The 10574-nt window shown below is 62.0% G+C and carries 9 protein-coding genes and 2 pseudogenes; 7 read left to right on the top strand and 4 right to left on the bottom strand.

What is annotated here, in order from left to right:
• Positions 1-85: 85 nt before the first annotated feature.
• Positions 86-658, top strand: coding sequence for an NAD(P)H-dependent oxidoreductase (locus MHI61_RS24510; protein WP_239790920.1), 573 nt, complete (start codon positions 86-88; stop codon positions 656-658).
• A 41-nt stretch (positions 659-699) separates the two neighbouring features.
• On the opposite strand, the gene MHI61_RS24505 is transcribed toward MHI61_RS24510, so the two are convergent.
• From MHI61_RS24505 to MHI61_RS24495, 3 genes are all read right to left on the bottom strand, one after another.
• Positions 700-1461 carry an amino acid ABC transporter ATP-binding protein gene (locus MHI61_RS24505; protein ID WP_239790919.1) on the bottom strand — a complete coding sequence of 254 codons (762 nt, stop codon included), beginning with the start codon at positions 1459-1461 and terminating at the stop codon, positions 700-702.
• Positions 1458-2138: an amino acid ABC transporter permease gene (locus tag MHI61_RS24500; RefSeq protein WP_239790918.1), complete on the bottom strand. Its 681-nt coding sequence runs from the start codon at positions 2136-2138 to the stop codon at positions 1458-1460. The genes MHI61_RS24505 and MHI61_RS24500 overlap by 4 nt, the downstream gene beginning before the upstream one ends.
• A 207-nt stretch (positions 2139-2345) precedes the next feature.
• Complete coding sequence (locus MHI61_RS24495; protein WP_239790917.1) at positions 2346-3119, bottom strand: amino acid ABC transporter substrate-binding protein; 774 nt, start codon at positions 3117-3119, stop codon at positions 2346-2348.
• Between the two features lie 279 nt (positions 3120-3398).
• Between MHI61_RS24495 and MHI61_RS24490 the strand changes: the two are divergent.
• From MHI61_RS24490 to hisC, 4 genes and pseudogenes are all read left to right on the top strand, one after another.
• Positions 3399-4174, top strand: a pseudogene (locus tag MHI61_RS24490) (DeoR/GlpR family DNA-binding transcription regulator).
• 66 nt (positions 4175-4240) lie between these two features.
• Positions 4241-5434: an MFS transporter gene (locus MHI61_RS24485; RefSeq protein WP_239790916.1), complete on the top strand. Its 1194-nt coding sequence runs from the start codon at positions 4241-4243 to the stop codon at positions 5432-5434.
• Positions 5435-5633: 199 nt separating this feature from the next.
• Positions 5634-6884: a flavodoxin-dependent (E)-4-hydroxy-3-methylbut-2-enyl-diphosphate synthase gene (gene ispG / locus MHI61_RS24480; protein ID WP_239790915.1), complete on the top strand. Its 1251-nt coding sequence runs from the start codon at positions 5634-5636 to the stop codon at positions 6882-6884.
• Positions 6885-6900: 16 nt separating this feature from the next.
• Positions 6901-7962, top strand: coding sequence for a histidinol-phosphate transaminase (gene hisC, locus MHI61_RS24475; protein WP_239790914.1), 1062 nt, complete (start codon positions 6901-6903; stop codon positions 7960-7962).
• Between the two features lies 1 nt (position 7963).
• Here the strand turns inward: hisC and MHI61_RS24470 are convergent, their stop codons facing one another.
• Entirely contained in the window at positions 7964-8878 is a 915-nt protein-coding gene (locus MHI61_RS24470) for a polyprenyl synthetase family protein (protein WP_239790913.1), read from the bottom strand.
• Between the two features lie 137 nt (positions 8879-9015).
• Between MHI61_RS24470 and mtgA the strand changes: the two genes are divergently transcribed.
• Positions 9016-9753: a monofunctional biosynthetic peptidoglycan transglycosylase gene (gene mtgA, locus MHI61_RS24465; protein ID WP_239790912.1), complete on the top strand. Its 738-nt coding sequence runs from the start codon at positions 9016-9018 to the stop codon at positions 9751-9753.
• Between the two features lie 96 nt (positions 9754-9849).
• Positions 9850-10569, top strand: a pseudogene (locus tag MHI61_RS24460) (DUF1868 domain-containing protein).
• Positions 10570-10574: the final 5 nt, after the last annotated feature.

The following is a 10574-nucleotide window of genomic DNA, read 5'->3' as shown; positions in this document are numbered from 1 at the left end:
CCTCCTCGCCTTGCCCGGCGAGGAGGCTTTCTCATAGACTTGAGGTCGTATTATCCGCCCCAAGACCAACCAGGAAATCCTCTCCATGAACAAGTTGAAGATTGCCGTCATCGTCGGCAGCACGCGTATTGGCCGTTTCGCCGAACATCCGGCCAAGTGGATCGCCGGGCTCGTCGGCCAGCGCTCCGATCTCGAATGTGAGGTTCTCGATCTTCTCGACTATCCCATGCATTTCTTCGGCGAAGAGCGCGCAACGACGGCGGAAAGCGAAGCCGCCGAGCGGTGGAAGAAGAAGCTGCGCGAATTCGACGGCTTCATTTTCACCGTCGCCGAGTACAATCATGCGCCGACGGCGGTTCTGAAAAATGCCATCGATCTCGGCGAGTTCATCCAGAAGCCGGTCGGCTTCGTCGGCTATGGCGGCGTTGGCGGGGCGCGGGCCGTCGAGCAGCTTCGCCTGATCTTCGTCGAAATGAGCGCAGCCTCCGTCAAGACCGGTGTTCACATTGCCTTCAGCGAATATCTTGCCGTTCTCAAGGAGGGGAAGCAGCTTGCGGACTACGCGCATCTCAACGAAGCCGCCAAGAACATGGTCGACCAGCTGACTTGGTGGGGCAACGCCTTGAAGGCCGCGCGCGCCGTCGTCACGGCCGCTTGATCGAAATGCCGGCGGTGCCGGGGCGATAGCCCGGCACCGTTTTAAATATCGTAGGTATGCGCCGCGTTGATCGTCGAGATGAACCGCTTGGTGCGTTCGCGCTCCGGCGCGGTGAAGATCGCTCTGGCGCTGCCCGTTTCCACCACACTGCCGGCTTCCAGGAAGACGACGTCATTGGCGATCTTGGAGGCGAGGCGCAGATCATGAGTCGCCATCACCATGGTCGTGCCTTCCCGGGCCAGCTGGCCCAGCACATCGACCACTTCCGCCGAGAGTTCCGGATCGAGCGCCGAGGTCGGCTCGTCGCACAGAAGCACGCGCGGCGACGGCGCCAGCGCCCGGGCGATCGCCACGCGCTGCTGCTGGCCGCCCGATAATGTCGAGGGCCAGGCATCGGCCTTGTGCGCCATGCCCACCTTTGTCAAGAGTTCCGTGGCGCGTTCGCGGGCTTTCTCCTTCGGCCATTTCAGCACCGTGACCAAACTTTCCATGACATTTTCGATCGCGGTTTGATGCGGGAAGAGCTGGAAGTTCTGGAAGACCATGCCGGTCTGGCGGCGGATTTTCTGAACCGCCTGCCAGCCGACGCGTTTGCCGGGCGCGAAGGAAAGCTCTGCCTCGCCGAGGCGGATTGCACCTGATGTCGGGATTTCGAGCAGGTTGATACAGCGCAGCAGCGTGCTTTTGCCGCCGCCGGAGGGTCCGACCAGCGCGGTGACGCTGCCCTCGGGGATGCGAATGCTGATATCCTTCAGGATGATGGCGTCGCCGAAGCGCTTTTCGATGTTGGAAAGCTCGATCATGCATGTGCCTCCAGCATGCCGCCATATCGCGCGAAGCGGCGTTCCAGCCGCACCTGCAGCTGCGAGAGGATGGAGCTCAGGACAAGATAGATCAGCGCCGCCTCGATATAGAGGATCAGCGGCTCATAGGTGGTGGCGACGATGCGCTGAGCGGCCTGGAAGAGCTCCGGCACGGTGATGGCGGCGGCAAGCGACGTATCCTTCACCAGCGAGATGAAGGTATTCGACAACGGCGGTACGGCGACGCGGCCGGCCTGCGGCAGGATGGTGCGGCTCATCGCCTGGCGCCAGCTCATGCCGATCGAATAGGCCGCTTCCCACTGGCCCTTGGGCACGGAGGAGATGACGGCGCGGATGATCTCGGAGCTGTAAGCGCCGATATTCAACGTAAAGCCGATGAGGGCGGCGGGAAAGGCATCGAGCAGGATGCCGATGCTCGGCAGGCCGTAGAAGATCACGAAGAGCTGCACGAGCAGCGGTGTGCCGCGGATGACCCAGACATAGAAACGGGCGACGATCGCGACCGGTGCGGGACCGAAGAGGCGGGCGATCGCGGTGATCAGGCCGAGGATCAGGCCGGAGCTGAAGGACAGCAGCGTGAGGGGGATGGTGAAGATCAGCCCCGCCCAGAGGAGCGAGGGGAGCGATTCCGCCATCAGTTGAAGCCAGTGCTGCAAGGGCGTTCCTTCTCGTCGGTTGGGTGGTGATATCTCGAATACCCCTCCCCAACCCCTCCCCACAAGGGGGAGGGGCTTGGATGCCGCCCCCGACGCTTTCCACCTCGTCGTTTCATCCGCAGGAAGGCTGCTGTTTTCTGCAAGCGGATGCTGCGAGTTAGCCCCTCCCCCTTGTGGAGGGGTTGGGGAGGGGCTTTTTCCCCGAGCTTACTTCGATACGTCCTGGCCGAAATATTTGTCGGCGATCTTCTTGTACGTACCGTCCGCCTTGATGTCGGCGAGCGCCTTGTTGATTTCGGCGAGCAGTTCCGGCTCGCCCTTGCGGATGATGATGCCGGAGTAATCGGCATTTTCCTGCTCTGCGGCAATCTTCACCGGCGCGTCCGGCTTATGCTTCTTGAAATCGAGGAAGGAGAGGCTGTCGTTGATCGTCGCATCGGCGCGCTTGGTCAGCACGAGCTGGATCGACTGGTCGAAACCGTCGGTGCCGACGAGTTCTGCGCCGGCTTCGGTCGCGAGCTTGCCGAAATTGCTGGTCAGCGACTGGGCGGATTTCTTGCCCTTCAGATCGGCGAAGGTCTTGATGCTGTCGTCGCTGTCGCGGACGATCAGCACCGCCTTGGAAGCGATATAGGGTTCGGAGAAATCATACTTCTGCTTGCGGGCTTCGGTGATGCCGACCTGGTTGATGACGGTGTCGTAGCGCTTGGCGTCGAGGCCGGCGATCAGGCCATCCCACTTGCCTTCGACGAATTCGGCCTTGACGCCGAGCTTTGCGGCGATCGCTTCGCCGATCTCGACGTCGAAGCCGACGAGCTTGCCGCTTTCGTCATGATAGGTGAAGGGCGCATAGGTGCCCTCGGTGCCGATCTTGAAGACGCCGGCCGATTTGATGGCGGCAAGGTTTTCGCCGGCATGAGCGGGCAGGAGGGCAGCAGCCTGAATGAGGGCAGCGGCGGCGACGGTTTTCAACCAGTTCATTGTTTTATCCATCCTCGGGAGGTTGTGATCGGATGCGGCATAGTTGGCAGAAAACTAGGGCATCGGAAGCGAAGAAAACTGCGAATAAAAGCAGCAAGTGCAAATATTTTTCTCAAGCGGCCGACCGGGCCTCGAATTGCCTGGAACCGGGCCATTTTGCCCTTCGTTGGTGAGACTTTATTTCAATAGGTCAGAAAACGTGTGACCGTGCATGTTGCATGCACGGTCGTAAGCGTTTATGCACGTTTCGTACCATTCAACTTTCGATCTGGTAGAAACATGCAGGACTTTCTGTTGCGAGAGCGCCAAGGTGTGATTTCCGAGAGGCTGCGGCTGAACGGCCGCGTGCTGGCGGCGGAACTTGCGCTCGAATTCGGCGTCTCCGAAGATACGGTGCGGCGCGACCTTCGCGAGATGGCGGCGGCGGGGCTCTGCGAGCGGGTCTATGGCGGTGCCTTGCCGGTCGCGCCGGCCTATGGAAGCCTGACTCAGCGCATCGGCCTTGCCGCCGACCGGAAGCAGGCACTGGCGCGGGCCGCGGCAAAGCAGATCGCGGCCGGTTTGACGGTGTTCTTCGATGCCGGCAGCACCAATCTGGCGATTGCCAATGCCTTGCCGGCCGAACTCGAACTGACGGCTGCGACCAATGCGCCGGCGATTGCCGCGGTGCTGATCGACAAGCCCGCCGTCAACGTCATCCTGATCGGCGGCATGGTGGATCGGCAGACCGGCGGGGCGCTCGGCGCCAAGGCGCTGCGGGATATGGAACAGATATCGCCGGATCTCTGCATTCTCGGCGCCTGCGGCGTCGATCTCGAGGCCGGCATCACCGCGTTCGGCTTCGAGGATGCGGAGTTCAAACGGTTTGCCACGTCGAAAAGCAGAAAAGTTCTGGTGGCCGTGACCTCGGAAAAATTTGGCACCGCTGCCCCCACAGCATCCTGCCGATGGCGCATTGCGAATGCCTGGTTGTCGAGCACGATGCCGACCCGGCCGTCCTTGCCGGCTACCGCGAACGCGGCTGCAGGACCGTCATCGCCGAGCAAACGAACTGAGACCGCTGTCATAGAGTTTAGGGAAACCGGGCTTGTTTAGACCCGGCAACGAGGAAAGACCGACAAATGGACAGTCATGTGAGTGCACCGCGGGGAGCCAGGAGCGGCTTCATTACCAGAAACAGGGCGGCGGTTTCCCTGCTCTTTCTCATGAACGGCTTCGTCGTCGGCTGCTGGGCGCCGAAGATCCCGGATTTTGCCGAGCGTCTTGGGCTGAGCAAGTTCGAGCTCGGGCTTATGATCATCGTCTTCGGTGTCGGCTCGCTGGTCATGATGCCGATCGCCGGCGCGCAGATCGCCAAACATGGCTCGCGTGTCGTCGTTCGGGCAACCGCCGTTTGCGTGCTGCCGCTGCTCCTGGCTTTGACGCTCGCCCCGAACGTGATCACCGCGGCTATCTCGCTCTTCCTGTTCGGCGGCTTCATCGGTGCCATGGACGTGGCGATGAATGCCAACGCGGTCTCTGTCGAAAAATCCATGCGCCGCGCCATCATGTCGTCCTGCCACGCCTTCTGGAGCCTCGGCGGGTTGATCGGCTCCGGTCTCGGCGGCATTGTCATCGCCAAGCTCGGCATTCTCGGCCATGCCCAACTGGCGACCGTGCTGGCGGCGATCTTCGTTGCCATCGCCTGGCCGATGATCCTTGCGGATCCGCCCCATCCCGATGCCAAGAAGGAGAAGACGAGACTGCCGATGGTACCGCTGCCGTGGCTGCTCGGCTTGATGGCGCTGTTCTCCATGGTGCCGGAAGGCGCGGTTCTGGATTGGGGCGCGCTCTACCTCCGGCAGGAAATGGATGCGTCGGTCGCCCTTTCGGGTCTCGGTTTCGCAGCCTTTTCGGCGACCATGGCGACCATGCGCTTTGCCGGCGATCTGGTGCGCGATCGCCTCGGAGGCGTCAAGACGCTACGCATCTGCACGCTCTTTGCCATCGTCGGCATGTTGCTTGCTGGCCTTGCGCCGGACGCCGAGATCGCCATCCTGGGTTTTGCCCTTTGCGGCATCGGCATTTCCAATATGGTGCCGATCGCTTTCTCGGCGGCAGGCAATATTCCCGGCCTCAAACCCGGCATCGGCATCTCCGTCGTCACGACGATGGGCTATTCCGGCATGCTCGTCGCGCCGTCGCTGATCGGTTTCGTTGCTGAACATATCGGCTTTGCCGTGGTCTTTATGGCGCTGCCGGTGCTGCTGCTGTTCGTTCTCGCGTTTTCGAAGCTGGCCCATTACGCCGACGGAGTTTCCGGCGGCGGCCATTGAGCCGCCTCCAAACAAAAGTGATATAGGGGGCGGTTGACAAGAAAGCGGTCATGATCCACCTGAAAGGCACCATTTCTAAAGCGCGGCGCAATCTTTTCAGATTCGCTTGCCGCGCTTTAGATCTTTGTTTTACGCATGTCGTTATCGCAAAACCGCTGCGCACTTTTGCGCGACATGCTTAGGGGTGCAAGAGCTTTCAATGTTGTCAGCCGCCGATTTTGATCCGAAACCGCGCCGCGCTTCCGTTGCCGTCGATGTCGGCGGCGTCATCGTCGGCGGCGGCGCGCCGATCGTCGTGCAATCCATGACGAACACCGATACGGCCGATATCGACTCGACCGTCGCCCAGGTCGCGGCCCTCCACCGGGCAGGCTCGGAGCTGGTCCGCATCACCGTCGACCGCGACGAGAGTGCGGCCGCGGTGCCGAAGATCCGCGAGCGGCTGCTGCGGCTCGGCATGGACGTGCCTCTGATCGGCGACTTCCACTATATCGGTCACAAGCTGCTCGCCGATCACCCTGCCTGCGCCGAGGCGCTGGCGAAATACCGCATCAATCCCGGCAATGTCGGTTTCAAGGATAAGAAGGACAAGCAGTTCGCCGAGATCATCGAGATGGCGATCCGCTACGACAAGCCGGTGCGCATTGGCGTCAACTGGGGCTCGCTCGATCAGGACCTGTTGACGGCGCTGATGGATGAGAATGCTAGAGCCGGCTCGCCGCTCTCGGCCCGGCAGGTGACGCGCGAAGCGATCGTGCAGTCGGCGCTGCTTTCGGCGGCGCTCGCGGAGGAAATCGGCCTGCCGCGCAACCGCATCATCCTCTCGGCCAAGGTCAGCCAGGTGCAGGATCTGATCGCCGTCAATTCCATGCTCGCCGAGCGCTCCAACCATGCGCTGCATCTCGGCCTGACCGAAGCCGGCATGGGCAGCAAGGGCATCGTCGCCTCGTCGGCGGCGATGGGCTTCGTGCTGCAGCATGGCATCGGCGATACGATCCGCGTGTCACTGACGCCGGAGCCGAACGGCGACCGCACGCGTGAAGTCCAGGTGGCGCAGGAAATCCTGCAGGTGATGGGCTTCCGCCAGTTCGTGCCCGTCGTTGCCGCCTGTCCGGGCTGCGGACGCACGACGTCAACGGTGTTCCAGGAACTGGCCCAGAACATCCAGAACGATATCCGCAAGAACATGCCGGTCTGGCGCGAGAAATATCCCGGCGTCGAGGCGCTGAATGTCGCCGTCATGGGCTGCATCGTCAACGGGCCGGGCGAGAGCAAGCACGCCGATATCGGCATTTCGCTTCCCGGCACCGGCGAGACGCCGGCCGCACCCGTTTTCATCGACGGCAAGAAGGCGCTGACGCTGCGCGGCCCCAATATCGCCGCTGATTTCGAAGCACTTGTCGTCGATTATATCGAGAAGCGCTTCGGCCAGCGGACAGCGGCGGAATGAAGACCGGCATGTTTGGATGAGCCGGTACTGGTCGCCCATTGTCAGCAAGCTTCGGCCCTATGTCGCGGGGGAGCAGCCCCGCATTCCCGGCCTGATCAAGCTTAACACCAACGAGAATCCCTACGGGCCGTCTCCCAGGGCGCTCGAGGCGATCGGGCAAGCGGCGGACGATCGTCTGCGGCTCTATCCCGATCCGACTGCGACGGAATTGCGCGAGACGATCGCGGCTCGTTTCGGTCTGGCAGCAGATGAAGTCTTCGTCGGCAACGGCTCCGACGAGGTGCTCGCTCATACGTTTCAGGCGCTGCTGAAACACGAGCTGCCGCTTCTCTATCCGGATGTCAGCTATCCGTTCTATCCAGCCTATAGCCTGCTATACGATGTCGAAACCATCGAAGTGTCTGTCGACGACAGGTTCCGGATCCGGCCGGCGGATTACGACAGGCCGTGCGGCGCGATCCTCATCCCCAATCCGAATGCGCCGACCGGCATCGGCCTGCCGCTTGCCGACATAGAGGCGCTTGTCGCCGCCCATCCGGATGCGGTCGTGGCGATCGACGAGGCCTATGTCGATTTCGGCGGTGAAAGCGCTGTCCCGCTCATTTCCAAATATCCCAATCTGCTTGTCATTCAGACCTTGTCGAAATCCCGCTCGCTTGCGGGTCTGCGCGTCGGTTTTGCGCTGGGGCAGCGGGAGCTGATCGAGGCGCTGGTGCGCGTCAAGGACAGCTTCAACTCCTATCCGCTCGATCGCCTGGCGCAGGTCGCCGCGACGGCGGCGATCAAGGACGAGGCGTGGTTCGGGACGTGCCGGAAGAAGCTCATCGCCAGTCGGGACGCTCTCGTCCGGGAACTCGAAGCGCTGGATTTCGAGGTACTGCCGTCTCAGGCGAATTTCGTTTTCGCAAGGCACGTAAGCCGGCCGGGTGCCGCGCTTCAAGCGGCGCTGCGGGAACGTGGCGTTCTCGTGCGGCATTTCGCCAAGCAGCGCATTTCGGAATTCCTGCGCATCAGCATCGGCACAGACGAGGAATGCGCCTGTCTGGTGTCCGCTCTCAAGGAAATATTGGCGGCCTAATCTAACTCTTCCGGTCGGCGATGAAATGCGCCGCGGCGATGAGGGTCGATGCACGGGCGCCGTAGGGAGCCAGCAACGCCTCGGCGTCGGCGACATGCCGGCGGAGCTCGGTCTCGGCCCATTCCACGCCATGCAGCGCCACGAGCGTTCCCTTGCCTCGGGCCGCATCCTTGCCGGTCGCCTTGCCCATGGTCGCGGCATCCGAGGTCAGGTCGAGAATGTCGTCGGCGAGCTGGAAGGCAAGGCCGATCTTTTCGCCGAAGGCGCGCAGGCGGCGGCGATCGTCCTGCGGGCTTCCCGCGATGATGGCGCCGGCCTCGCAGCCGAAGCGGATCAGCGCGCCCGTTTTCATCGCCTGCAGGCGGATAATGCCGGCCTCGTCTGGAGCCTGCCTTTCCGCCGCCAGATCGAGCGCCTGGCCGCCGGCCATGCCTCCGAGACCGGCGGCGCGCGCAAGAGCCAGCACCAGCGATGCCTTGCTGGCATCGGGAAGCGCCGTTTCCGGTGCTGCGACTATGTCGAAGGCGTAGGTCAGCAAGCTGTCGCCGGCGAGGATCGCGGTGGCTTCATCGAACTTGATGTGCACCGTCGGTTTGCCGCGGCGCATGTCGTCGTCGTCCATGGCCGGCAGATCGTCATGCACGAGGGAATAACAGTGCACGCATTCGAGCGCGGCGCCGATACGAAGGGCGGCCTGCGCATCACCGCCGATAAGAGCGGCACTTTCGACGACCAGGAAGGGACGCAGCCGCTTGCCGCCGTTCAACACGGCATAGTGCATGGCGCTGCGCAGGGTCTCGGGCCTGGCGATTTCGTCGGAGAGGGCGTTCGGCAACAGCAATGCGACGAGCAGCGCCTCGATCTCGCGGGCGTTATTCTTCAGCCTCGTTTCGAAAGTGTCCCGGTTCGCGTCCATCGGCGCTGTTTGGCATGGGGCAAGGGGGCTTGCAACGGAATTGTCGATGGCCACCGCAAGATTTCCCATGTGCTCTGGCATAAGCGCCTCACAGGCGTTATGAGAACGACAGGGGAGCGAAGTGGACTGGGGACATTTTGGATATAGCGCCGGAGACAGAGGATATCGCCGACATGCCGGCCCGTCGGCGATGGTTCGAAAATCGGCCTGTGTTGAAGCGCATCGTTCTTGCCGTGCTGGCGTTGGTCGTCCTTCCCTACGTGCTGATCTTTTTGTATCTGCTGCCCTTCATCCACCCGGTCTCGACGCTGATGCTGCGCGATCTCGTGCTGTTGCGCGGTTATGACCGCAGATGGGTGTCGCTGGACGAGGTCTCTCCGGCCCTGGTGCAGTCGGTGATGATGTCCGAGGACGGGCAATATTGTTTCCATGGCGGCGTCGACTGGGCCGAGATGCGCATGCTGGTCGTGGATACGCTGAAGGGTCAGGCAACGCGCGGCGGCAGCACCATCCCGATGCAGACGGCCAAGAATCTCTTTCTCTGGAACAGCCGCTCCTTCGTGCGCAAAGCGATGGAGCTTCCGCTCGCCGTCTCCACGGATTTCGTGCTGTCGAAACGGCGGCTGATGGAGATCTATCTCAACATCGCCGAATGGGGTCCCGGTATCTACGGCGTCGAGGCGGCAGCCCAACATCATTTCAAGGTGCCGGCCTCAAAGCTGACGCGGCGGCAGGCATCGCTGCTTGCCGTCTCGCTGCCGAACCCGATCGACCGCAATGCCGGCAAACCCGGACGCGGCCTTCGTCGGCTGGCCGGCGTGATCGAGAGGCGTGCGCAGGGTTCCGGCGATTACGTCAAATGTATCTATGATTGAGATCAGAACTTGTCGTTAGAAGCCGCAAGCGTCATCTGACATTCTTGGTCCTGCCATATGGGCGAGTGCAGTCCAGCCAGAACTCTTGAGTCGCCCATGACCGCCATGACCTTTTCTCCCGAGCTTCTCCTTTATTCGAAGAGGCACAATCCCAGCCCGCCCCCCATCTCGGCAGCCGTTATCGCAAGGTCGGCGGGTTCCTGCCGGAGGCCGGCAACACCATCGTCTGCCACCCGGTGAAGGGTTCAAGGACGCTGACGGCATTGAGCGAGGCGCGGGACAAATATCTTGCGATGCCGGAGGCGCCGCAATTCCTCTTCACCGATCTCCAGCCTTCACATGACGCTCTTCGACGGCATCATCGAGACCATGCGGCGGCAGGAGCGCTGGCCGGCCGATCTTCCTCTCGAGACGCCCATCGAGGACATGACAGCGCTGCTGGCGGCTCGGCTCGAAGGTTTTTCGATGGCCGAGCCTTTCGAGGTCGCCGTCACCGGAGCCCGAGCGTCGGGACTGCTTGTCGATGGGGCAACCGAGAAGGACCGCAGGATCATGCGCGCTTGGCGCGATGCCTTTGCCGATCTATTCGGATATCGCCAACCGAACCATCCAGACTACACGTTCCACATCACGTTCGCCTATCCGATCGAATGGCTGGAGGACGAAGCCTTGCCGCGCTGGCAGGCGATGCTTGACGAGGTGGTCGAGGATATTCGCCGTAAAATCCCTGTTTTCGAGCTGATGCCGCCGGCATTCTGCGTCTACGAGGACATGAATCATTTCCAAGAACTGCTGATCTTTGATTTCGACGCCTGAATAGG

This window comes from Rhizobium sp. K102 (assembly GCF_022385315.1).
GTDB lineage: Bacteria > Pseudomonadota > Alphaproteobacteria > Rhizobiales > Rhizobiaceae > Rhizobium > Rhizobium croatiense.
Note: the sequence above shows the minus strand (reverse complement) of the source record. Positions and strands in the feature narration are given on the sequence as shown.